The sequence below is a fragment of the Vibrio sp. 2132-1 genome (assembly GCF_033344315.1).
Genome location: NZ_JAWPON010000817.1, coordinates 1 through 527, shown reverse-complemented (window position 1 = coordinate 527; position 527 = coordinate 1). Strand labels below are relative to the sequence as shown.

Genomic DNA, 527 nt, shown 5'->3' with positions numbered 1-527 from the left:
CTTTTGTTGTGCTCACTCTGTTCTTAAATCGCAGCTTACAGCCTCTAACGGTGTTGAACTCTTACATGACGCGCCTAGCTAATGGTGAAGTCAGCTTACAAATTCCGTCGTCTCGTAAACGTTCTAAAAATGAGATTGTGAATTTGAATAACGGCGTTGCAAGCATGGCAAATCAACTGAATGAGTTAGTTGGCCAGATTCGTTCTACCAGCGATTTAGTCGAAAGTAACTCGACCAGTGTAGCAAGCGATGCTCATAGCAACTTAACCCAAGCGGATCGTCAGCAAGAAGAAGTTGAGCAAGTCGTAACAGCGATCGAAGAGATGGCCTCTTCCGCTCAATCGGTGGCTCAGCAAGTAGAAAGCATTGCTGAAAATGTCCGCTCTGCGAACTTAGATAGCCAATCTGGTTTGACGATTGTTGAAGGCGTATGTGTCGACGTGGCGCAGTTGAATGATCAATTGGATCAATCAGCCGAAGCCATCGAACAAGTCAACCGTGACAGTGAAAGTATCCAAACCGTCACA

1 pseudogene is annotated in these 527 nt (G+C 45.7%); it reads left to right on the top strand.

Annotated elements, in window-relative coordinates:
- Nucleotides 1-527 (top strand): annotated as a pseudogene (locus R8N47_RS28170) (methyl-accepting chemotaxis protein); the annotation flags it as partial.